The 20,688-nt window shown below is 66.1% G+C and carries 21 protein-coding genes and 1 tRNA gene; 11 read left to right on the plus strand and 11 right to left on the minus strand.

The genetic code is table 11. From position 1 onward, the window contains the following. Window positions 1-39: 39 nt before the first annotated feature. Window positions 40-2,076: a methyl-accepting chemotaxis protein gene (locus G372_RS0109875; protein WP_019624053.1), complete on the plus strand. Its 2,037-nt coding sequence runs from the start codon at window positions 40-42 to the stop codon at window positions 2,074-2,076. Window positions 2,077-2,192: 116 nt separating this feature from the next. Here G372_RS0109875 and ilvD read toward each other — a convergent pair whose 3' ends face one another. Beyond that, the gene (ilvD, locus tag G372_RS0109880) at window positions 2,193-4,049 is read right to left on the minus strand and encodes a dihydroxy-acid dehydratase (RefSeq protein WP_018864606.1); all 1,857 of its coding nucleotides are present in this window, start codon (window positions 4,047-4,049) and stop codon (window positions 2,193-2,195) included. An 82-nt stretch (window positions 4,050-4,131) separates the two neighbouring features. On the opposite strand from ilvD, the gene G372_RS0109885 reads away from it, so the two are divergent. The 3 genes from G372_RS0109885 (at window position 4,132) to argA (ending at window position 6,339) form a co-directional block, all read left to right on the plus strand. Continuing rightward, on the plus strand, window positions 4,132-4,404 hold the full coding sequence (locus G372_RS0109885) for a heavy-metal-associated domain-containing protein (RefSeq protein WP_018174900.1): 273 nt from the start codon (window positions 4,132-4,134) through the stop codon (window positions 4,402-4,404). A gap of 15 nt (window positions 4,405-4,419) precedes the next feature. Next, window positions 4,420-4,890: a DUF192 domain-containing protein gene (locus G372_RS0109890; protein WP_018864605.1), complete on the plus strand. Its 471-nt coding sequence runs from the start codon at window positions 4,420-4,422 to the stop codon at window positions 4,888-4,890. Window positions 4,891-4,968: 78 nt separating this feature from the next. Then, the gene (gene argA, locus G372_RS0109895) at window positions 4,969-6,339 is read left to right on the plus strand and encodes an amino-acid N-acetyltransferase (protein ID WP_081621269.1); all 1,371 of its coding nucleotides are present in this window, start codon (window positions 4,969-4,971) and stop codon (window positions 6,337-6,339) included. Window positions 6,340-6,372: 33 nt separating this feature from the next. On the opposite strand, the gene G372_RS0109900 is transcribed toward argA, so the two are convergent. Then, window positions 6,373-7,251: a sterol desaturase family protein gene (locus G372_RS0109900; RefSeq protein ID WP_019624052.1), complete on the minus strand. Its 879-nt coding sequence runs from the start codon at window positions 7,249-7,251 to the stop codon at window positions 6,373-6,375. 44 nt (window positions 7,252-7,295) lie between these two features. Then, the gene (gene dksA / locus G372_RS0109905; RefSeq protein ID WP_012983659.1) at window positions 7,296-7,721 is read right to left on the minus strand and encodes an RNA polymerase-binding protein DksA; all 426 of its coding nucleotides are present in this window, start codon (window positions 7,719-7,721) and stop codon (window positions 7,296-7,298) included. A gap of 141 nt (window positions 7,722-7,862) precedes the next feature. Here dksA and G372_RS0109910 point away from each other — a divergent pair, with 141 nt between their 5' ends. The 3 genes from G372_RS0109910 to murU are packed head-to-tail and all read left to right on the plus strand — an operon-like array spanning window position 7,863 to window position 10,335. Beyond that, entirely contained in the window at window positions 7,863-8,660 is a 798-nt protein-coding gene (locus tag G372_RS0109910; RefSeq protein WP_019624051.1) for a metallophosphoesterase, read from the plus strand. Continuing rightward, window positions 8,657-9,643 carry an aminoglycoside phosphotransferase family protein gene (locus tag G372_RS0109915; RefSeq protein ID WP_019624050.1) on the plus strand — a complete coding sequence of 329 codons (987 nt, stop codon included), beginning with the start codon at window positions 8,657-8,659 and terminating at the stop codon, window positions 9,641-9,643. The genes G372_RS0109910 and G372_RS0109915 overlap by 4 nt, the downstream gene beginning before the upstream one ends. Continuing rightward, the gene (gene murU / locus G372_RS0109920) at window positions 9,643-10,335 is read left to right on the plus strand and encodes an N-acetylmuramate alpha-1-phosphate uridylyltransferase MurU (protein ID WP_018864600.1); all 693 of its coding nucleotides are present in this window, start codon (window positions 9,643-9,645) and stop codon (window positions 10,333-10,335) included. Before G372_RS0109915 ends, murU begins: the two co-directional genes overlap by 1 nt. Here murU and G372_RS0109925 read toward each other — a convergent pair. From G372_RS0109925 to G372_RS0109935, 3 genes are read right to left on the minus strand one after another with little or no spacing between them, the layout of a single operon-like run. Further along, window positions 10,320-10,814, minus strand: a complete 495-nt coding sequence (locus G372_RS0109925; RefSeq protein ID WP_019624049.1) for a DsrE family protein — start codon at window positions 10,812-10,814, stop codon at window positions 10,320-10,322. The genes murU and G372_RS0109925 overlap by 16 nt on opposite strands. Window positions 10,815-10,854: 40 nt before the next feature. Next, on the minus strand, window positions 10,855-11,667 hold the full coding sequence (locus G372_RS0109930; protein WP_018864598.1) for a DsrE family protein: 813 nt from the start codon (window positions 11,665-11,667) through the stop codon (window positions 10,855-10,857). Continuing rightward, window positions 11,660-12,220 (minus strand): RNA polymerase sigma factor, encoded by a 561-nt coding sequence (locus tag G372_RS0109935; RefSeq protein ID WP_018864597.1) that lies wholly within the window; start codon window positions 12,218-12,220, stop codon window positions 11,660-11,662. The genes G372_RS0109930 and G372_RS0109935 overlap by 8 nt, the downstream gene beginning before the upstream one ends. A 144-nt stretch (window positions 12,221-12,364) precedes the next feature. Here G372_RS0109935 and G372_RS0109940 point away from each other — a divergent pair, with 144 nt between their 5' ends. From G372_RS0109940 to G372_RS0109950, 3 genes are read left to right on the plus strand one after another with little or no spacing between them, the layout of a single operon-like run. Continuing rightward, a complete protein-coding gene (locus G372_RS0109940; RefSeq protein WP_018864596.1) occupies window positions 12,365-12,808 on the plus strand; it encodes a hypothetical protein in 444 nt (147 codons plus the stop codon). Window positions 12,809-12,810: 2 nt separating this feature from the next. Further along, window positions 12,811-14,247, plus strand: a complete 1,437-nt coding sequence (locus G372_RS0109945; RefSeq protein WP_019624048.1) for a glutamate-cysteine ligase family protein — start codon at window positions 12,811-12,813, stop codon at window positions 14,245-14,247. Window positions 14,248-14,255: 8 nt separating this feature from the next. Beyond that, window positions 14,256-15,269: a M14 family metallopeptidase gene (locus tag G372_RS0109950; protein ID WP_019624047.1), complete on the plus strand. Its 1,014-nt coding sequence runs from the start codon at window positions 14,256-14,258 to the stop codon at window positions 15,267-15,269. A 45-nt stretch (window positions 15,270-15,314) separates the two neighbouring features. On the opposite strand, the gene G372_RS0109955 is transcribed toward G372_RS0109950, so the two are convergent. From G372_RS0109955 to G372_RS0109975, 5 genes are all read right to left on the minus strand, one after another. After that, window positions 15,315-17,546 (minus strand): hypothetical protein, encoded by a 2,232-nt coding sequence (locus G372_RS0109955; RefSeq protein WP_019624046.1) that lies wholly within the window; start codon window positions 17,544-17,546, stop codon window positions 15,315-15,317. Between the two features lie 211 nt (window positions 17,547-17,757). Continuing rightward, window positions 17,758-17,967, minus strand: coding sequence for a hypothetical protein (locus G372_RS0109960; RefSeq protein WP_018864592.1), 210 nt, complete (start codon window positions 17,965-17,967; stop codon window positions 17,758-17,760). Window positions 17,968-18,106: 139 nt separating this feature from the next. Further along, window positions 18,107-18,183, minus strand: a tRNA-Met gene (locus tag G372_RS0109965). Window positions 18,184-18,243: 60 nt separating this feature from the next. Beyond that, the gene (locus G372_RS0109970) at window positions 18,244-18,549 is read right to left on the minus strand and encodes a (2Fe-2S) ferredoxin domain-containing protein (RefSeq protein ID WP_018864591.1); all 306 of its coding nucleotides are present in this window, start codon (window positions 18,547-18,549) and stop codon (window positions 18,244-18,246) included. 54 nt (window positions 18,550-18,603) lie between these two features. Then, entirely contained in the window at window positions 18,604-19,338 is a 735-nt protein-coding gene (locus G372_RS0109975) for a DUF481 domain-containing protein (RefSeq protein ID WP_018864590.1), read from the minus strand. Window positions 19,339-19,444: 106 nt separating this feature from the next. On the opposite strand from G372_RS0109975, the gene G372_RS0109980 reads away from it, so the two are divergent. Continuing rightward, the gene (locus G372_RS0109980) at window positions 19,445-20,629 is read left to right on the plus strand and encodes a (Fe-S)-binding protein (RefSeq protein WP_081621268.1); all 1,185 of its coding nucleotides are present in this window, start codon (window positions 19,445-19,447) and stop codon (window positions 20,627-20,629) included. The last annotated feature ends 59 nt before the right edge of the window (window positions 20,630-20,688 follow it).

A 20,688-nucleotide genomic window follows, 5' to 3' on the forward strand; every position in this document is an offset into this window, starting at 1 on the left:
ACATCCAAGGGCTGGACGTGCACGACTGAGGAGAATTCCATGGACGCCCTCTTCCACCCAGCCACCTGGCTGATGAATCGCTTCCGGTATCCGATCAAGTTCGGGCTGATCTTCGTCGTCGTCTTGTTGCCACTGCTGATGCTCAGCGGCATCACCCTGGTCAACCTGAACGACAACATCCGATTCGTAAGCAACGAACGCCAGGGGTTGGCTTATATCGAGGCCGCGCGCGAACCAGTGGAATATATTCAGCAGCACCGCGGCATGATGGCGGCCCTGCTGGGCGGTGATGACGGCGCGCGTGCCCGGCTACGCGAGATCGGTCACCAGGTCGACCAGGCGCTGGAGGATCTTGCAGCCGTCGACCGGGACCTTGGCGCTACCCTGGGAACTCGGAGCCAGTTCGATCGGATTCGCCAGACCTGGGAAGGTCTCCAGGCGGACGGAGACTCGATGACACCCTCGGAGAGCCTGCAACGCCATACCGATCTGATCGCCGACCTGCTCGACCTGATCGGCAATGTCGCCGATGCCTCCGAGATCACCCTGGATCCATACCTCGACAGCTATTACCTGGGCGATGCCCTTGTGAACGGCCTGCCGAACCTGACCGAGACCATGGGACAGGCCCGGGCGGTGGGCTCCGGCGCCGCAGCGGCAGGCGAACTGGATGGGGATACCCGCGTCCGGCTTGCCGTGCTGTCCGCCAACATGGAATCCCTCACTGGAGACCTCGATTCGGGCCTGGAGGCCGCGTTCTCGGCCAACCCGGAACTTGCAGACCGACTCCGCGAGCATGTCGAGCGCAACGAAGCTGCGGTTGAAGAATTCTCCCTCATCGTGCAGGAGGAACTGCTGAACACCGACACGATCGAAATTGCCGCCAGCGAGGTGTTCGACGCCGCCACGCGCTCCATTGACACTACCTTTGCGCTTTACGACGCGACCGTCCCTGAACTGGACGCCATTTTCGCCGACCGGATTCGCAGCGACACGCTTGTGCGCAACCTGGCGATCGCCATTGTTGTGGGCGTACTCCTGCTGCTCGCGTATCTCTTCGTCGGGCTGTATCGCTCGATCAAGGACAGCGTAGAACAGTTCAATGACGCAACCCAGCGCATGGCGGGCGGGGATCTCACGACCCGGGTCGCCATCCAGACCCAGGACGAGATGCACGATGTCGGGGAACGCTTTAACAGCATGGCGACGCAGTTCGAGGGTCTGATCCAGCAGATCATCGGCGCCACCGCGCAGCTCGCCTCGGCCTCCGAAGAGCTGGCTACCGTGTCGCGGGACAGCGCCTCCAGCGTGGAACGCCAACGTCAGGAAACCGATCAGGTCGCCACCGCGATGAACGAGATGACGGCCACCGTGCAGGATGTCGCCGGCAATGCGGCCAGTGCCGCCGACACCACCCGCAACACCGACCGCGAGGCGAACAACGGCCTGGAGGTGGTCGCTGCAAACTCGAAATCCATCGCCCAACTGGCCCGCGAGCTCGAAAACGCCGCCGAGGTAATCAAGCGGGTTTCATCGGACAGCGAGACGATCGGCAGCGTGCTCGACGTGATCAAGGGCATCGCGGAGCAGACCAACCTGCTGGCCCTGAATGCCGCCATCGAGGCAGCGCGGGCTGGAGAGAGCGGGCGCGGCTTCGCGGTGGTCGCAGACGAAGTTCGCACCCTGGCCTCGCGCACCCAGGACTCGACCCAGGAGATCGAAGAGATGATCGAGCGCCTGCAAAGCGGCGCCCGCGAGGCGGTCAAGGTGATGGATCACAGTCGCGAACAGGCCCAGACCGGTGTCGACCAGGCCGACCAGGCCGCGAAGGCACTGCAGGCGATCACACAAGCGGTAGGCAACATCAGCGAGATGAACACCCAGATCGCCTCGGCCGCTGAACAACAAAGCGCCACGACCGAGGAGATGAACCGGAGCATCGTCAGCATCCGCGAAATCGCGGAGCAGACGGCCAGCGGTTCTGAACAGACGACCTCGGCCAGCGACGAACTGGCACGGCTGGCCGCAGACCTTCAGGCCCAGACCAGCTCGTTCACCATCTCGCAACGGGGATAACACCCCCGACGCTTGGGCAGGCCTGGATCGTCAGGTGGCGCCCCATGCACAGACGAGGTCCAACCCGAGTCACCGCCGGACGGGGCGCGGGATACCTCGCGCCTCGCGCCGTGCGACTACCCTTCCTCGAAGCGGGAGATGTCGCGCACCGCACCGAAGGCGGCGGAGGTCGTCATCAGGGCGTAGGCGCGCAGGGCCTGGGTGACCGGGCGTTCGCGCGACTCGGGCTTCCAGGCCTTCGCGCCGCGGGCCTCCATCGCCTCGCGACGGGCCGCCAGGGTGGCGTCGTCGACGTCGATGCGGATCTCGCGCCCGGGGATATCGATCACGATGGTGTCACCCTCCTCGATCAGACCAATCGCACCGCCCTGCGCGGCCTCCGGCGAGACATGGCCGATGGACAGCCCGGAGGTACCCCCGGAGAAGCGCCCGTCGGTGATCAGCGCGCATTCCTTGCCCAGCCCCTTGGACTTCAGATACGAGGTCGGGTAGAGCATCTCCTGCATGCCGGGGCCACCCTTCGGGCCCTCGTAGCGGATGATCACGACGTCACCCGCCTGGATCCGGTCGCCGAGGATCGCCTCGACGGCCGCGTCCTGGCTCTCGAACACCCGCGCGGGACCCGAGAACTTCAGGATGCTCTCGTCGACCCCCGCGGTCTTCACGATGCAGCCGTCCGGGGCCATGTTGCCGTAGAGCACGGCCAGGCCGCCGTCCTGCGAGTAGGCATGTTCGATGTCGCGGATGCAGCCGTTCTCGCGGTCGATGTCCAGGCTGTCCCAGGTCTTGTCCTGGCTGAACGCGACCTGGGTGGGCACGCCGCCCGGCGCGGCCTTGTACAGGGTCTCGGAGGCGGCGGCGTGGCGCATCACGTCCCACTGCTCCAGCGCCTGGCCCATGGTGTCGGCGTGGACCGTCGGGATATCACGATGGATCAGCCCACCACGGTCCAGCTCGGCGAGGATGCCGACCACGCCACCGGCGCGGTGCACGTCTTCCATGTGATAGAGCTGGGTGGCCGGGGCCACCTTGCACAGGTTCGGGACCTTGCGCGACAGACGGTCGATGTCCGCCATGGTGAAGTCCACCTCGCCCTCGCGCGCGGCCGCCAGCAGATGCAGCACGGTGTTGGTGGAGCCGCCCATCGCGATATCCAGACTCATCGCGTTCTCGAAGGCCTCGAAGGTAGCGATCGAACGCGGCAGCACGGATTCGTCGTCCTGCTCGTAGTAGCGCTTCGCGAGCTCGACCACGCGCCGACCGGCCTGTTCGAACAGCGACTTGCGCCCGGCATGGGTGGCCAGCAGCGAGCCGTTGCCCGGCAGCGACAGGCCCAGGGCCTCGGTCAGGCAGTTCATCGAATTGGCGGTGAACATGCCGGAGCAGGAGCCGCAGGTCGGGCAGGCGGAGCGCTCAATGGCCTCCACTTCCTCGTCGCTGGCGCTCGAGTCCGCGGCCTTGACCATCGCGTCCACCAGATCCAGGTGGATCACGTTGTCGCTGCCCGGCGCCTGCACCTTGCCGGCCTCCATCGGGCCGCCAGAGACGAACACCACCGGGATGTTCAAGCGCATCGCGGCCATCAGCATCCCCGGGGTGATCTTGTCGCAGTTGGAGATACACACCAGCGCATCCGCACAGTGGGCATTGACCATGTACTCGACGGAGTCAGCGATGATCTCGCGCGAGGGCAGCGAATAGAGCATCCCGCCGTGGCCCATCGCGATACCGTCGTCCACCGCGATGGTGTTGAACTCCTTGGCGACACCACCGGCTTTCTCCACCTCGCCGGCGACCAGCTGGCCCAGATCCTTCAGGTGCACGTGCCCGGGCACGAACTGGGTGAAGGAGTTGGCAATGGCGATGATCGGCTTGCCGAAGTCGCCATCCTTCATGCCGGTGGCGCGCCACAGGGCGCGGGCGCCGGCCATGTTGCGGCCGTGGGTGGTGGTGCGGGAACGATAGGCGGGCATGGTCGGATCTCGTGAACGTTTATGCAGATGCGGAATCGTACATAATGAGTCGTGCAAACCCCAGTTTCCGGAGGAACCGTTAATGAAAATCGAGGTCGAGAACATCAAGTGCGGTGGCTGCGCCAGCTCCATCCGCAAGGGCCTGATGCAGGTCGAAGGCGTCACTGAAGCCGAGGTCGACGTGGAAGGCGGCGCCGTGGAGGTCCAGGCCCCGGATAGCGCCCGTGAAGCGGTCGCCGCGAAGCTGGCCAGCATGGGCTACCCCGAGGTGGGCTCGGTCTCCGGTCTGCGTTCCGCCAGCGCCAAGGCCAAGTCCTTCGCCAGCTGCGCCGTGGGGCGCATGAGCGGCGACTAGCCGGCAACGGACGGCATGCGTGCAGTCTCGCGTATCGCGCCCGCCCTCGTGGCGGGCGCGGCTTTGCTGGGAGTCCTGCTGCTGTGGGGCGCGACCCAGGCCGAGTCCGGCCTGCCCGTCACCGAGCTCCAGGTGGGCGAACGCACGCTTAGCGTGGAGATCGCCGCCGACGAGCCCGCCCGCCGGAAGGGCCTGATGCACCGCGAGGAACTGGCCGACGACCAGGGGATGCTGTTCGTCTGGGAGCATCCGGCGCGCTACGCGATGTGGATGCGCAACACCTACATCCCGCTGGACGTCGCGTTTATCGACACCGATTACCGAATCACCAACATCGAGACCATGGAGCCACAGACCACCACCCTGCACGAAGCCAAACGCGACGTGCTCTATGCGCTGGAGGTCAACGCAGGCTGGTTCGAGGAAAACGACATCAGCGCCGGCGACCGGATCGACGACCTCCCGCACGCGCTGGGCAAGAAATAGCCCAGATCTCGCACTGATGCGCCCACCGCGTGCTTTCCCTACACTGTCCGACAAGCCCATCCGCGCGCGGACACGCCCGTGAACCCTCCCGCCACCGCCAATGCCACGCCCGGCGCGCCCAGCGAAACCCGGGCCGCCCCGCACCCCTCGGAACTCGACTGGTTCCGCGGGGCGGTGCCGTATATCGCCGCGCACCGGGGCCGGACGATGGTCATCGCGCTGGCCGGCGAGGCCGCGCTGGCACCGGAATTCCCGGAGCTGATGCGCGATATCGCCAAACTGCACGCGCTCGGTGTGCGGGTGGTGCTGGTCTATGGCGTGCGCCCCCAGATCGAGGCCCGACTGGCCGAGCGCGGCCTGACTCCGCAGTACGCGGAGGGCCTGCGGGTCACCGACGCTCCGGCGCTGGAGGCCGTGCTCGATGCGGTCGGCCGGCTGCGTCTGCAGATCGAGGGCCTGCTCTCGCGCAGTCTTGGCCAGCCGGGCACCGGCAATGCACGGCTACGCGTGGCCAGCGGCAATTTCGTCACCGCGCGCCCCCTCGGCGTGCGCGGCGGCGTGGACTTCCACTACACCGGCGAGGTGCGCGGGGTCGACACCGAGGCCCTCCGCCACCTGCTGGACCGGGAACAGGTGGCGCTGGTCTCGCCGCTGGGGTACTCGCCCACCGGCGAGGTGTTCAACCTCTCGGGCGAGGACGTGGCGACCCAGGTCGCGATCGCCCTGAACGCGGACAAGCTGATCTTCCTGACCGAGGCGGGGGTCCTGCGCGATCCTCAGAGCGGGGTCCTGGACCAGCTGACCGTGCCCGCCGCAGAACGGCTCCTGGCGGAGTCGGAGGATCTGCCGGAGGAACTGGCCAATCACCTCCAGAGCGCGATCGATGCCTGTCACCAGCGCGAGATGCGCGTCCACCTGGTGGATCGCCATGACGATGGCGGCCTGCTGATCGAGCTGTTCACCCGCCAGGGAATCGGCACGCTGGTCTCGCGCGAACCGCTGGAGCGGCTGCGCCAGGCGACGATCGACGATGTCGGCGGCATCCATGCCCTGCTGCAGCCGCTGGAGGCCGAGGGCATCCTGGTTCATCGCGCGCGCGAGCACCTGGAACTGGAGATCGAGCGCTTCCAGGTGCTGGATGCCGATGGCCTGATCATCGGCACGGCCGCGTTGTATCCGTTTGGCGAACAGGCGGCCGAGATCGCCTGCCTGGCCCTGCACAGCGACTATCGCGGAAGTGGCCGTGGTGACCGCCTGCTGGCGGCCATGGAGTCGCTGGCGCGCGAACAGGGCGCGCGGCAACTGTTCGTGCTGACGACCCGCACCGCACAGTGGTTCCAGGAACGCGGCTACACGCCCGGCCAGGTCAATGACCTCCCGTCGGAGCGGCAAGCGCACTACAACCAGGCGCGGAATTCCCGGGTCTACACGAAATCACTCCGGCCCTGACCCTTCCTCTGCCGTCCGGCGGAGTACTCGCCCTCAGGGTCGGCGGCGAGTGACCTCCTCCTTCGATTCCCCCTGGGTCTCGGGCCGGCGATTGATCGGATAGCTGTCGGCGGGTCCGACGAAGGGCTGGATCAGCATGCGATCGAGCCGCTCCCAGGCGGGATCGCGGAACTGGTTGAGCCCGATGGTCATCCCGTCATGCCCATCCTGTGGCTGCGCACGGTAGGTCCCCATGATCCGGTCCCAAAGCGACAGGTTGAAGCCGAAATTCGAGTTGGTCTCGTGCGGATACCAGGAGTGGTGAACCCGATGGAAGTCGGGCGTGACGACGAACCAGCGCAGCACCCGGTCCACCGGGGCCGGCATGCGCACGTTGGAGTGGTTGAACAGGGCCAGTGAGCTGAGGATGACCTCGAAGACCAGCACCGCCAGTGCCGGGGCTCCAATCGCCACCACCACCATGGCCTTGATACCGAACGACAGCAGGATCTCCAGGGGGTGGAAGCGCAGGCCGGTGGTCAGGTCGAAGTCGAGATCCGCATGGTGCATGCGGTGCAGCCGCCACAGCGACGGGATGGCATGAAACATCACGTGCTGGGCCCAGATCGCGAAATCGAGGACCACGACCGCAATCAGCACGACCAGCCAGAAGGGCAGGTCCAGCACCTGCAACAGTCCCCAGCCCTGGGTCTCGACGAACAGACCCAGGCCCACCAGCCCCGCCGGGAACAGGAGGCGGGTCAGCAGCGTGCCGGTAATCACCACGCCCCAGTTGTTCGACCAGCGATAGGCCTTGCCCACCGACAGGGGGCGCCGTGGCCCCAGGATCTCCCAGGTCGCCATGATCGCCAGAACGGACAGCAGGATGCCGATTCGAATAATCGGCTCCTGCGCCAGAAACCAGTCCGCCATGCGTTTGCCCTGCGTGTAGTTGCAGGCGCGGTCGCGGCCCCTACCTACTGACCGAAGCGCGCCTCGTTGCGTTCATGGGCCTCCTGGGCCGCCACGCTCAGAGTCGCGATCGGACGAGCCTCCAGGCGAGCGATACCGATCGGCTCGCCGGTCTCCTCGCAGTAGCCATACTCGCCCAGATCAATACGCGCCAGGGCCGCATCGATCTTGTTCAGCAGCTTGCGGTAGCGATCCCGCGTGCGCAGCTCCAGCCCGGCGTCGGCCTCGTGGGTCGCGCGGTCGTTGGGGTCCGGTTCCTGCCAACTCTCGGTGCGCAGGTGTTCGAGCGTCTGCTCGGACTCCTCGATCAGCTCCGCACGCCAGGCCTCGAGCTTGGCGCGAAAGTAGTCCAGCTGACGCGGATTCATGTAGGGTTCGTCCTCGGACGGACGATACCCGGACTCCAGGATGGTTTCGGCTTCTTGGCTCATATCGGCCCCTCGCCGGACCGTCTTCCGACCCCATGTCGGAACGGACCCGGCACGACGACAGGTACACCCGATCCAGTATAGGGCACTTCCCCGCGCGGACGGCAAACGGCGCGCAACAATCGCCGCACTTCACGGGAACCCATGCACACCATGAGAACCACGCAGCGCCTGATACAGATCAGTGACACCCACCTGGGCCGCGAGCCCGGGCCAATCCGGCCCGGCTATCCGGACAGCGATACCCAGCTGGAGCGAATCCTGGGCGCCCTGCCCCGGGAGCCGGCGGCGGATGCCCTGCTGCTGAGCGGCGATCTGGCCGAGGATCCGGATCCGGCGACGTATGCACGGCTGGCGCGACTGCTACGCAGCCGGCGCGAACCGATGCTCGCACTCGCCGGCAACCATGACGATTCCCGGACCCTGCGCGCGGCCCTGGAGCCCGAAACCTGTCAGGTCCATGGCGAGATGATACTGGGCCCCTGGAAGCTGATCGGCCTCGATTCCAGCACCCCCGGCGAGGCGGCGGGCCGTCTGGACACGGCACAGTGCGAGCGCCTGGAACAAAGCCTGTCGGCCCATCCGGATCACCCCACGATCGTCGCCCTGCATCATCCGCCAGTGGCCATCGGCAGCGCCTGGATGGATCGGCTGGGGCTGCTCGATCCGGACGCGCTGTTTGCGGTGCTCGACCGCCATTCGCAGGTGCGCGCCTGCCTGTTCGGACACATCCACCAGGGCTTCCGGGATCGGCGGGGTTCGATCGAGCTCCTCGGGAGCCCATCGACCTGCGTGCAGTTCACGCCAGGCTCCGAAGAGTTCGCCGTGGATGCGGCCCTGGACGCCGGCTACCGCATCCTGGATCTGTACCCGGATGGGCGATTCGAGACGCAGGTGGTCCGTGTACCCGGGACCCACACAGCCGCGGAGCCCTCGGCATGAATACGCCAGACGCCCGCACCCAGGCCCTGCAGCACTGGCTGGATACCCTGCCCGGGACGTTCGGGGATCTGCGCCTGCTGCGTGCGGATGCGAGCTTTCGCCGCTATTTCCGGGCCCGCCGGAACGGGGTATCGGTGGTAATCATGGACGCCCCGCCCGAACGCGAGGCGACCTGGCCCTTCGTACGGATTGCTCGGCTCCTGGAGGGTCTGGGGCTGCGACCGCCCCGAGTGCTCGAACACGACGCCGACTCGGGCTTTGTTCTTCTGGAGGATCTGGGGGACCGCACCTTCACCCAGGCCCTGGCCGAGGGGGCGGACGAATGGCCTCTGTACCAGCGCGGACTGGATACACTGGCCACGCTCCATCGGCGCTGGCCGGAACAAGGCCGTGCCGATGGCATCCCTCCCTACGACCGCGAGCGCCTGCTGGCAGAGACGACCCTCTATGCGGACTGGTACTGGCCGCGGCTGCAGGGTCAGACCATGCCGGATGCCATGCGCTCAGAGTTCGACACTGCCTGGCACCAGGTGCTGGATGCCCTGCCGGGCCTCCCGGACACCCTGGTGCTGCGCGATTTCCATGTCGACAACCTGATGCTGCCTCCCGGCGACGAGCAGGCCTGCGCGCTGCTGGACTTTCAGGATGCGGTGATTGGCAGCCCCGCCTATGACGTGGTCTCGCTGCTGGAAGATGCCCGTCGCGAGGTCTCGGCCGACACGGTCGCCCACGGGCTCGAACACTATCTGGCGAACGCGGACCTCCCCCGCGCGTCGTTCATGGCGCACTATCACGTGCTGGGCGTTCAGCGCACGGTGAAGATCCTGGGCATCTTCGTGCGCCTCGCGGAACGCGACGGCAAGCCCCGCTATCTGGAGCACCTGCCGCGCCTGCACCGGCTGCTGGAACAGGGCCTGCGTCACCCGGAGCTGGAGCCGGTCGCTCGCTGGTTTTCCGCCCACGCGGCCAGGGAGCACGCCTGATGCGCGCGATGATCCTGGCCGCCGGACGCGGCGAGCGCATGCGCCCGCTCACCGACCATTGCCCAAAGCCACTGCTGCCGGTCGCCGGGCGCCCGCTGATCGCCTACACCCTGGAGCGCCTGGCTCGGGCCGGCTACCGCACGGTGGTGATCAATACCGCACACCTGGGTGAACAGATCCGCGAGACCCTGGGGCGCAAATATGCAGGCATGCGGCTGTTGTACTCCGAGGAGCCGGAGGGTGCCCTGGAAACCGCGGGAGGTATCCGTCAGGCCCTGCCCCTGCTGGGCGACGAGCCGTTTCTGGTGGTCAATGGCGACGTCTGGTGCGAGCACCCGCTTCACCCGCCTGCGAAACGACTGCTCACGGAGAGTGGCCGGCTCGCGCACCTGGTGCTGGTGGACAACCCGGCGCACCACCCGCAGGGCGACTTTCGGCTCTCGGACGGACGGGTATCGCTGGGTCAGGGCACACCGCTGACCTTCAGCGGCATCGGCTGGTATCACCCCGCGCTGTTCGCGGACCTGCCCGAGGGTCGCCGCCCACTGGGCCCCTTATTGCGCGAGGTCATCGACGGTGGTCGCGTGAGCGGAGAGCACTACCAGGGGGACTGGCGCGACATCGGCACGCCCGAGCGCCTCGCGGCGCTGGAGGTGGACATCGACCAGCGCCGGGATCACGGCTTGATGTAGGTATACCCCGCGCGCTGCAACCGGGTCAGCTCGCCAATACCCGAAGGTACTCGGTCCTCGGGCTGGGCATCGTACAGATCGTCCAGCCCGATCCCCCGCTTGTCCAGCGTGTTGCCACAGACCAGAAAACGCACATCCTGCATCTTCAGGGTGTCCACCGTGGCGCGAAGGTCCGGTTCCTCGTTCGCATACTGCAACAGGCTGACTCCGCCACCGTGCATCACGACCTTGATCTCGAGGCGATCCATCCCACTCCCGTCGATATGGTTCTGCAGGTTGCGCAGGGCGTTCAGGTGCAGGGCCGGATCATCGGCGTTGATGTGGTAGACCACCTGCAGCGTGTCGTCGGCATCAGCGGCAGCGCCGTTTCGCTCGGGCCCGAACAAGGCCCAGCTGCCCCCCAGCGACAGGAGAAAAAGGGCCCCGGCCAAGAGCCAGCCCGGGCGCGCAAAGCGCGCAGAAAAAGGGAGGGGGTTCATCGCCACCCTGGGCCCACGGGACGCCCCGCGACGGGTGCGATCATACCTTGATGTAGATCCAGCCCTCGGCCTGGCGGCGGGCGGCCTCGGCCACGCCGGAATCGATTCGTTCCGCCTGCGGGAGAATGTCCACCGCGCCACCCTCCTCGCGCGCGAGACGTTCGAGGGTCTGGGCACAGGCAGTGAAACGCAGGCTCGAATACTCCTCGCTCAGTGCCGCGATACGTTCGGGATAGGGGGCCCGGTCCGTGCGCAGGAAGTCCATCGCATTGTTGTGCACCACGACCTGCACGTTCAGTTCGCGACCATCGGCCGCCGCATCGCGGTACATCGCTTCGATGTCGTCCAGCAGCTCGGACATGGATTTCGGATCAGCCTCGTTGACATGCAGCAGGATCTGGTCGGTCTCAGTCGCCGCGACGACCTGCGGGGCAGCATCGCCAGCCTGATCGCCACGGACCATCAGCGCCGTCTCCCCGGCATCGCCACCGATCTGGGCGGTGGGCTCACCGCTCGCCAGGAAGCCGGCATCGCGCGTGATCTCGTAGCCCGCCAGGGACCCCAGCACCAGCGCCACGACCCCGGCCGCCATCGACGGGAACCAGTGACTGCGGGAGGACCGGGAGATGCGACAGCGTCCGCCACCGGACTGGGCCGTGGGCAGATCCTCGTAGGCCATGCCCACCAGCTCCTTGAGCTGGTGCATATCGCAGACCTCGCGGCTCAGCCGCTCGCTGGAGGAGATTAGCTTCAGTGTATTGAGGCGGTCCTCGGGCGAGAATTCGCCATCGACGAACGCATTGAGGATCTCCTCGCTGGGGCGATCCTGCGCATTGAGACGGTGTTCAGCCATGCCGATTCCTCACTACCTGGAGATGGGGTCCATCGGCCGCTTGCCCCTGGTCGGCCCGCTGATCCAAAAGCACCTTTTTCAGTTGCGCCCGAGCCCGGCTCAGGCGACTCATCACGGTCCCGATCGGCACATCCAGCACCTCCGAGACCTCCGAGTACGCGAACCCCTCGAGGTCCACGAGCGACACCACCTGTCGGTGATCCGCGCTCAACTGCGCCATCGCGCGGTGGACATCTGCGACCATCCGGTTGCGTTCGGTCTGCATCTCCGGACAGTCCTCGCAAGGCAGCTCCATGCTGTCCACGTCCACCGTATCCTTTTGCCGCCGCCCCCAGTCCCGGTAGCAGTTGGTCATGATGCGGAACACCCAGGCCTTCAGGGCGCTCTCGTCCTGCAACGATTTCAGCCGGGTCAGGGCCTTCATCATCGCTTCCTGCACCAGGTCGTCGGCCAGGGCGGCATCGTGACACCAGGCAAAGGCCATGCGGTACATCTGCGGCCGAAGGTCACAGACCTTCTGGCGCAACCGCCTCTGCGCGAACCAGGTCGCCATGTTGTATTTCCTCCATCCGCAGGGCCGTACGTGCGGCCTTGCTTGTTCTTGTACCTTGTAGGACGCTACCCCACGCAGCGCTATTCCGGTCCAGGCCCTTCTCTTTGTGGCCCGCGTCCCGAATCCCCAGCCTCAGGATACCCAATGCCCTTCGATCCGCAACAACTGGAAGCCTCCTTTGCATTCGACCCGGAGACCACCCGTGACCTGCGCGAGCGCTGGTCGCGCCTGATCACGGATGCCGTCTGGGGCGACCTGAAGACCGGGACCATCGGGGCAGTGCCCCGCCTGCGCAAGCGCCTGCTCGAGCTGGGCGAGAACCTGCGGTCGCTGCTGTCCGACCGCGCCTGGATTCCGCACGAGCGCGAACGCGTGAAGGGGGCAATGGCGGCCGCGCTCAACCTGCGCGACAGCCTGCAGCAGACCGATCGTGCGGCGAAACTGCTGAACGGCGGCGAGGATTTCGCAGCCTTCGAGGCCGACTACCTGGCCTTTCGCAAGGCGCTGCTCACCTTCGTCGAACAGCACGAGCAGGTCTGGGGCGACCTCCTAGAGAGCCTCTACGACGACGCGTCGGACGAGGACTGACCTTGGGTCAGGAGATCGCCGACGAGCACTTCGGCGCCCAGGATTACGAGCGCTTTCGCGCCGCCCTGAGCCGCGAGACGGAACTGCTGCACGAATGGCTGGACCAGCAGGCGGATGGCCCGGTGGTCCCGCCACGACTCGGATTCGAGATCGAGGCCTGGCTTTGCGATACGGCCGGGCGTCCCCTGCCGATCAACCAGGCGGTCCTCGAGTCCATGGACAGCCCGCTGGCCACGCTGGAACTCGCCCAGTTCAACCTCGAACTCAACTCCTCGGTCTTTCAGGTGGGGCCCGGATGCTTCGCGGCGATCCTCGCGGAGTTGAAGGAGACCCTGCGCCAGGCGCGCCGCGCCGCACGCCACCACCAGGCCGAACTGCTGATGGCGGGCACGCTCCCGACCCTCCAGCCGGAGGACCTCGGGCTGCACCACATGTCCCCCCAGGCGCGTTATCGCGCGCTGAACACGGCGGTGCTGGAACAGCGCGCACAGCGCCCGCTCCAGCTCGACATCGTCGGGCACGAGCACCTGCAGCACACCCACCGCGACGTGATGCTGGAGGCCCTGGCCACCTCGTTCCAGGTCCACACGGAAACCCGCCCCGCGATTGCCCACCGCGCCTATAACGCAAGCTTGGTGGCCAGCGCCCCGGTACTGGCCGCGGCCGGCAATACCCCGTTCGTGTTTGGTCATGACCTGTGGTGCGAGAGCCGTATCCCGGTGTTCGAGCAATCGGTCGAGGTGGGCGGCTTCGCCGGCAGCGCACGCGGCCCGATCCGGCGCGTGACCTTCGGCACGGGATACCTGCATCAGTCGATTGGCGAGCTGTTCACCGAGAACCTGGAGCACTTTCCGGTCCTGCTGCCGGCAAGGTTCGATGCCCCGCCACAGGAGCTGCGTCACCTGGCCCTGCACAACGGGACGATCTGGCGCTGGAATCGGCCGATCGTGGGCATCGACGAATGCGGTCGACGCAACCTGCGACTGGAGTTCCGCTGCCTCCCGGCCGGGCCGACGCTGATCGACATGCTGGCGAACACAGCGTTCGCGATGGGGCTGACCGAACACCTGATTCACGAGTCACCCGACGGCACCCTGGGTACGCCCTTCTCGGAGGCACGCGACAACTTCTACAATGCCGCGCGCCACGGGCTGGATGCCCGGCTGCGCTGGGGACACGCATCACCGGAGCCGGCGCCCCGCCTGATCCGGCGACACCTGCTGCCCCGGGCCGCCGCGGGACTCGAACGCCTGGGCGTCGATCCAGCCGAGGCCAACAGCCTGCTCGGGATCATCGCGGCCCGCACCGCCACGCGGCAGACCGGGGCTCGGTGGCAGCGCGACTGGGTCGCGCGTCACGGGCGCGACTGGTCCGGTCTCGTGCGCGCCTATCGCGGCTGGCAGAACACCGGCTCGCCGATCCACACCTGGGGGCTCTGATTCGACCCATGACCAAGAACCTGCCCGAACTGCACGAACTGCCCGATGGCTTTCTCGACGCCACCCCGCAGAGCCTGCACGAATGCGTACCCGAGCCCACCCTGATCCACCTGGAGGGGCAGCGCAGCCCGGCGGTCGCGGTCGTCCTGCTGCTGCATGGCAACGAGCCCGTGGGCCTGCAGGCGGTCCAGCGGCTGCTGCGGCACTACACGGGGAAACCCCTGCCGCGGACACTGACGCTGGTCATCGGCAACCCCCGGGCCGCAGCCGTCAGCCAGCGCCATCTCGACGAGCAGCCGGACTTCAATCGCATCTGGCCCGGCACCGAACAGGCTGGATCTCCGGAGGCCGAGCGCTTCGCCGACGTCTGCCGTCGCCTCGAACAGCGCGGGCTGTTCGCCGCGGTCGACCTGCACAACAACACCGGGCGCAACCCGCATTACGCCTGCATCAACCGCCTGGACCCGGCGTTCATGAACCTGGCCGCGCTGTTCAGCCGCACCGTGGTCTACTTCACGCGCCCACGCGGCGTCGCCTCGATGGCGCTGGCGCGGATCGCCCCGTCCGTCACGCTGGAATGTGGCCCGCCGAATGACGAATCGGGCATCCAGCACGCCTTCGAGATGCTGGACGCAGTGCTGCACCTGGACCACTTTCCGGAACACCCGCCGCGGCCGGGCGACATCGAGATCTTCCACACCGTGGCCCAGGTACGCGTGCGACCCGGGCTGCAGGCCGGGCTGGACGCACAGCACGATGTCCGGCTCGAACCCGACCTGGACCGCCTGAACTTCCAGCTGCTCCCGGCCCGCTCGACACTGGTACGTATCCGCCCCGAGGTGGACAGCCCACTGGTCGCGATCGCCGAGGACGGGCGCGAAGTGACCGGTGAGTATCTGGAGACGCGTGGCGACGAGATCCGGCTCAAGCGCGCGGCGATGCCGTCGATGCTGACGCTGGATTCGAGGGTGATCGCGCAGGATTGCCTGTGCTACCTGATGGAGCCGCTGGCCCTGCCCTGAGGCGAGAGGTCCACCCCTGAGAGCTCAGGGGCAGCCCCACCCTACCTACTTCTTGCTGCTGGCCCGACGCTTGGTTGCGGTGGTACCGGTCTTGCCGTCGTTCAGGCTGATGATCTGCGTCTTGCTGGTGCGGTGGCGGTAGATCTCGCGCAGGTAGCGAATCGCCTGCTTGACGTTCTCGCGACTCAGGCGGATGTCGTTGATCGAGACGAAGCTTTTCTCGTCGCTGCACATCTCGCGATACTTCTTCTCGTACATCGGCTTGATCGCGTACCAGTTGGTATCGAGGATGCGCGTCGGGTTCTCGAATTCGTTGAGCATCTCGTCCACGCGCTGCTCGTCGAATTCCTCGGCCCGGATCAGGTCCAGCACCGCATGGTCGAGGGTATCGTCAAAGCGCGTCTTGTCATTGGCGAAGCAGCGCTTGATGTAGGCAACGAACAGGGTCAGGAAGTCGTCCGACAGGCAGGGACTCTTCACCACCAGGGTGGTCAGCGACAGGTTGGCCGAGGCCCCGATAACCAGGGCATAGCGCTTGAGCGTGGTGTTCGGGAACAGCCCGTTCAGGTGCGTCTTCAGCCGATTCAGGTCCATGTAGGACAGCTTGTAGTCCTTCGGCAGCGACAGGATCGTGACGATGGACGAGCAGTTCTTGAAGAAGTGCAGGTCGCGCAGGTGGACCGCATCCATGCTCGACTCCTTGTACTTCTTCAAGGCCTCGCGGTAGCGCGGGGCATCGATCGGCAGCAGGCTGATGCCCTCGATCGCCTCGGTCTGCTTGTTGAAGTGCGGCAGATCGATGGACCGATAAAACAGATCGTCGATATCCAGCGCGCCCTGCCCGACCGGGGCCTGTTCGCCAGCCGCCACCTCGGACTCCGCGTAGGCCACGGCGACCGGCCCCGCCAGGCTCATGAACAGGTCATTCGCATCCAGGCGGATCGTCTCGCCGATGTCGACCCCGGCGCGGCGGAAGTAGTCCTCGTCGTAGTCGGTGGTTACTGCCTGCGCGGTCAGGATGTTGAAGATCTGCTGGGAGATGTACTGGTTCGCGTACTTCTCCATGGCGTTCACGTCGACATTGCGAATATTGCCGTCGTCGGTCTCCTCCGCGTAGCGCATGATGTCGTTGGAGATCAGCATCATCGCGTTCCAGGGGCGGATGCGATGCATCATGTCCTCGTCGCGGGTCTCCTCGGCCTCGAAGTTGTAGGAGAAGTCCCATTCCTCCGCGAGATACTTGCACAGCAGGCGCCCGGCATTGATGTGCAGCGCCTCGGACATCTCCACCCGATTGTCCTGGATGTTCGGCAGGATGCAGATACCGGCGGCAAAGATCGGCTCGAACACGAACGAGTGGTCGCGGTTGGCCTTGTCGCGCTTTTCCAGCTTCGGGTCGAAGGTCTTGCGCATGTAGGAGTACTGCTGCGCCAGCCCGAACTCGGAGGCCATGCCGGAGCCCGTACCCCCGCCCGCGCTGAAGATGTAGAAGTACAGCCGCGACTGGTTGGCCTTGATGCCGCAGGAATCGATCAGATAGGAGTGGATGAATTTCCAGTCCTCGTTGGAAAACTGATCGGTGTCCTTGTTCAGGATGATGCGCGCAAGGTACTGACCCAGGATGGGCGCGTTACCGGCCCCGCCGGCATGCACCTCGGACAGATCCATGATCTTCATCTTGTTGTAGTTGTCGATGAAGTTGTCCTGCCCGGCACGGCTGGAGAAGCGAATGCGCCCCTCGATGTCCTTGTCCAGATCGCCCAGCATCACCATCGGCTCGATCAGGAACACCGGCTTCACCGCATTGGACGGCGGCAGGTTCAGGCTCTTGCGAATCCAGCGCAGCGGCCGCACCTCCTTCTCGCGACCACCATTTTCTTCATTGTCCAGCTCGCGCATGTATTCCGAGCGAGCGCTGTGGACCAGCGCCGCGACATCGAGGGCCACATTGGAGCCGCAGCGCCCGACGCCGATCAGACACACCGACGGGAAGCACTGCTGCTTGTGTTCGTCGGCGGCGCTCCCCTTGGTCAGTCGCGGGAATACCGTGCTGCGCAGATGATCGAGATTTTCGAGGATCCGGTCGAGGTCGCGCTCGGTAAAGTAGTGCGGTTCTGCGCGATCCTGGGTGGTGCGCATCGAGGCACGCCCGCCCCCGGCGGCCGGCACGGCCGCACGCGGCCGGTCAGGCGTTGCCGCGGGCGTTCCACGCACGGCATTGCCCGTATCCTCGGGAGGGTTCTCCGGCGCGCGATCGCTGGGCTCGGACGTGGACATGCCTGTACTCCTGTATGAATCGCTCGAAAATGAGCGCTGGTTCCTTGCGCCTCGCACTAAAGCATGGCAGGCGAAGGGTTTCAAGCAGACAGGAAGGACGGGGCAGGAACGCCTTCGGCGCAAGAAATTACAGGCAGGCAGGCGTCCGCTCAGCAGACGGCGCAATCAGACAAGAGACGGACGACGAAAGGAATACGTCGTCGTAGAAAACTCAGTCGTCCCGCTCCACGCGCTCGAGAACCTGCTGGATGTGGTCACCCTTGCGGTAGTTCGGGAGGTCCCGCTGCATGTCGGCCAGGGCCTTCTCGCGCGCCTGCTCGCTGTCATACCAGCGATAGGACTCCCAATCGGGCCCCAGCAGGTGCGGCATGGCCATGGTGCTGCCTTCCGGCAGGCGGATGCGGATTCCGTAACGTTTCATGGAGTTCGTCCGATGTTGGTCCCAATGAGCCGGGCCGGCCGGGGCGCAGTCTAGCCGAGCCCCGGAAGGCCAGCAACAAACCGGGACAGCCCTCGGAACGAACAAGGGGCTGCCGAAGCAGCCCCTTGCGGGAAGACGGTGGTGGCTACGCCCTGATTCGAACAGGGGACCCCATCATTATGAGTGATGTGCTCTAACCAGCTGAGCTACGTAGCCACGCGGGGTGCGAATTCTCCGGAGCCGCCCGCACAAAGTCAAGTCGATGCGCGAAGCGGGTCAGATCTGCAGGCGCTCGACGACCCGCCCGTTCTTCAGGTGTTCCTCGAGGATCTCGTCGATGTCGCGCTCGTCGTGGTAGGTGTACCAGACACCCTCTGGATAGACGACGGCGATCGGGCCCTCGTTGCAGCGGTCCAGGCAGCCGGCGGTATTGACCCGTACCTGCCCCTTGCCGTGGATCCCCATCGCCTTGGCGCGATCCTTCGCGTAGGCGCGCATTTCGGTGGCTCCGTGGTCCTCGCAGCAGTTGTCGTCTTCGCGGCAGTTGGTGCAGAAGAAGATGTGGCGTTCGTAGTAGCCCATCGTGTGCTCCGTCTTTCGATCAGCGCATGATAGCGCGGTACGCGGCCGATCCGGTTACTGGAAGCGATAGACCAGACTCACGTCGGTGATCGTGTCGGTCTTCTCGGTGCCCGGATCGACATCGGTGTTGTGCTTGACCGTGAAGCTCGTACGCAACGACAGCTGATTGGTCATGTCGGCGGTAAGCGCCAGGATGTTTTCGATCTCGGTATTGTCGGAACCGGCCAGGATCAGCAGCTCGTCGGTCAGGCGTGCATTCTCGGAGAAGTCCCAGCGGAAATTGCCGGCCAGACGGCCAACGGGCTCGCGTTCGGTAGTTCCCTCGGCGCGCTGCTTGTACTGACGCATACCGCCACCCGCTTCGGCATCCAGCTTGACCGTCTCGCGATCGACCAGGCGGCGGCCGTAACCACCGGTCAGCGAGCTCTGATAGACAAAACTGCTGAAGCGATCACGCTCGTAGCGGGCCGCACCGAACAGGTAGTCATGTTCAGCCAGCTTGCGGTCCAGCTGGTAGCTGCCCACATAGCGCTGTCCGGTCGTGTCGTCATCTTCCTCATGGTAGTGCCCATCCAGGCGTATGCGGTTCCGCCATTCTTCCGCCGTATGTTCCGAACGGAACCGGGTCTTGGCGGTGGTGGACTCGGTATTGCCGGTGGTCTTGGAGGCCCCCAGCTCGATACTGGTCTCCCAACCCTCCGCATCCCAGGCGATGGCCGGCAGGGCTGGTATGCTCACCAGCATGAACAGTGCAAGCGAGGAGCGAAGGGGTCGGGACGAACGCGGCATGGAAGATCTCCCGGAACAAGACAGTGGGGGCGAAACCCTAGCAAAGCCCTTGGGTACTTCGGACCAACCGCCCCGATTTCAGGGTCTTTCCGCGGCCGATCAATGCGTGCACTGCGGGCTATGCCTGCCGCACTGTCCCACGTACGGCTGGCATCAGGTCGAAGGGGACTCGCCGCGCGGGCGTCTGACCCTGATGCAGGGGCTGGCCCAGGGCCGGCTGGAGCCGCAATCATCCCGCCTGCGCGAGCACCTGGAGGGCTGCCTCGGCTGCCGCAGCTGCGAGGTCGTCTGTCCGGCGCGTGTCCCGTTCGGCGCATTGATGGATCGCGCACGCGAGATCCTCGAGGACCACCCACCGGAGCCCCGCCCCGGCAGTCTCAGATTGCGACAGTCCCTGCAGACCGCCGCCCTGCGCCATGGGTCGCTGCGTGCCCTCGGGGGCGTTACCGCCCGCGTCGCCCGCAAGACCGGGGTGCAACGCTGGCTGCGCCCCGGCCAGCCGCTGTGGCGCACCCTGGACCATACCCGTGCCTCGCTGGCACCGGCGCCGCAGCTGGCGGGCACCGTCGCCCCGGAGCACGCGGATGCCCTCCTGTTTAGCGGGTGCATGGATCGCTTCTTTACCGGACCGGACCTGGAGGCCGCGCTCGCCGTACTGCAACAGCTCGGATTCCGGATCGCGGTGCCGCGCGGACAGGTCTGTTGCGGGGCACTGGAGCAGCATGGCGGGCGGCCACAGGCGGCACGCACCCTGCAGCAGCGCAATCTGGAGATCCTGGACGGCGAGGCCCCGGTGATCACCCTGGACAGTGGGTGCGAGGCCACGCTGCGCGAGGTCCCCGAGGGCAGCCTGGGGGGGCGCAGCATGAGCCTGACCCGTTTCCTGAGCGAACACCTGAAGGCCGAGCCCGCGCCTCCGACCTGGCGCGACAGCCCGGTACGCGTCGCGCTGCACCTTCCTTGCACTCTGCGCAACGTGACACGCGAGACGCGCGACCTGACCGGGCTGTTGCAACAACTGCCAGGCGTCACCCTGACTGACGTATCCGGGGCCCCGAACTGCTGCGGTGCGGGTGGCACCGTGATGCTTGCGCTGCCGGAGATGTCCGACGGGCTGGGCACGGCCACCCTGGATGCGCTGACCGCCGCTGCGCCGGATCTGATCGTGAGCCCGAATGTCGGTTGCAGCGTCCACCTGCGTGCGCTGGCAGACGACCGCGGGGGACCGCCAATCCTTTCGCCAGCCCGCTTTCTCGCCAGTCGGCTCGGCTCCGGCCCCTCTCCGACCTGACGGCCGCAATCGCTTGCGTTACGCTAGGCTACCAACGCGAGCGTGTACATTAATCAGTG

Source organism: Thioalkalivibrio thiocyanoxidans ARh2 (assembly GCF_000385215.1).
Taxonomy (GTDB): Bacteria; Pseudomonadota; Gammaproteobacteria; order Ectothiorhodospirales; family Ectothiorhodospiraceae; genus Thioalkalivibrio; species Thioalkalivibrio thiocyanoxidans.

Coding starts and splice junctions, on each gene's coding strand:
- G372_RS0109955 (WP_019624046.1), bottom strand. CDS start 17,546: ATGTCCACGTCCGAGCCCAGCGATCGCGCGCCGGAGAACCCTCCCGAG.
- G372_RS0109915 (WP_019624050.1), top strand. CDS start 8,657: ATGAATACGCCAGACGCCCGCACCCAGGCCCTGCAGCACTGGCTGGAT.
- G372_RS0109910 (WP_019624051.1), top strand. CDS start 7,863: ATGCACACCATGAGAACCACGCAGCGCCTGATACAGATCAGTGACACC.
- G372_RS0109975 (WP_018864590.1), bottom strand. CDS start 19,338: ATGCCGCGTTCGTCCCGACCCCTTCGCTCCTCGCTTGCACTGTTCATG.
- G372_RS0109970 (WP_018864591.1), bottom strand. CDS start 18,549: ATGGGCTACTACGAACGCCACATCTTCTTCTGCACCAACTGCCGCGAA.
- G372_RS0109950 (WP_019624047.1), top strand. CDS start 14,256: ATGACCAAGAACCTGCCCGAACTGCACGAACTGCCCGATGGCTTTCTC.
- G372_RS0109960 (WP_018864592.1), bottom strand. CDS start 17,967: ATGAAACGTTACGGAATCCGCATCCGCCTGCCGGAAGGCAGCACCATG.
- G372_RS0109930 (WP_018864598.1), bottom strand. CDS start 11,667: ATGGCTGAACACCGTCTCAATGCGCAGGATCGCCCCAGCGAGGAGATC.
- G372_RS0109890 (WP_018864605.1), top strand. CDS start 4,420: ATGCGTGCAGTCTCGCGTATCGCGCCCGCCCTCGTGGCGGGCGCGGCT.
- G372_RS0109875 (WP_019624053.1), top strand. CDS start 40: ATGGACGCCCTCTTCCACCCAGCCACCTGGCTGATGAATCGCTTCCGG.
- G372_RS0109885 (WP_018174900.1), top strand. CDS start 4,132: ATGAAAATCGAGGTCGAGAACATCAAGTGCGGTGGCTGCGCCAGCTCC.
- G372_RS0109925 (WP_019624049.1), bottom strand. CDS start 10,814: ATGAACCCCCTCCCTTTTTCTGCGCGCTTTGCGCGCCCGGGCTGGCTC.
- dksA (WP_012983659.1), bottom strand. CDS start 7,721: ATGAGCCAAGAAGCCGAAACCATCCTGGAGTCCGGGTATCGTCCGTCC.
- G372_RS0109940 (WP_018864596.1), top strand. CDS start 12,365: ATGCCCTTCGATCCGCAACAACTGGAAGCCTCCTTTGCATTCGACCCG.
- murU (WP_018864600.1), top strand. CDS start 9,643: ATGCGCGCGATGATCCTGGCCGCCGGACGCGGCGAGCGCATGCGCCCG.
- G372_RS0109935 (WP_018864597.1), bottom strand. CDS start 12,220: ATGGCGACCTGGTTCGCGCAGAGGCGGTTGCGCCAGAAGGTCTGTGAC.
- ilvD (WP_018864606.1), bottom strand. CDS start 4,049: ATGCCCGCCTATCGTTCCCGCACCACCACCCACGGCCGCAACATGGCC.
- G372_RS0109900 (WP_019624052.1), bottom strand. CDS start 7,251: ATGGCGGACTGGTTTCTGGCGCAGGAGCCGATTATTCGAATCGGCATC.